The 393-nt window shown below is 53.4% G+C and carries 1 pseudogene; it reads left to right on the top strand.

The annotated features are described in order from the left end of the window. A pseudogene (locus O4H53_RS26995) lies at nucleotides 1-393 on the top strand (replication initiation protein RepC); the annotation flags it as partial.

Here is a 393-nt window from a genome sequence, read left to right as displayed (position 1 = left end):
CTGCCCTCCTCGGCTATCAAAGATCCTGAGATCGTCAAGATTCTCGCCAGTTTCGATAAATGGCCACGCAGCGATGCTTTAAGCCGTCTCGGTCTGGAGCGGCTCAACGCCCATTTGAAGGTCAGTTCCGATCTGTGCAACAGCCTTGAAGATTGGCTTGAAAACCATGGGCTTTCTTCCGACCAGCCAGTGGAAAACTTCCGGCCCTTTACACAAAACACCAGAGAAGAAACTCAAACTGTAGAGACGCCGCCCGCTGTGGATAACTCTGAAAGACACGCGGAAATCGCACAGAGTGAACCGCCATCATCAATTTCCTGCCCCGCGCCACCCGCTCTGACGCCAGAGAATCTATATCGCATTGCCGGCGACGGCTTACGCATGATGCTTGAC

This window comes from Sulfitobacter sp. G21635-S1, assembly GCF_027213915.1.
Taxonomy (GTDB): domain Bacteria; phylum Pseudomonadota; class Alphaproteobacteria; order Rhodobacterales; family Rhodobacteraceae; genus Sulfitobacter.
The sequence above is the reverse complement of the archived record's forward strand: the minus strand, read 5'-3'. Positions and strand labels throughout refer to the sequence as shown.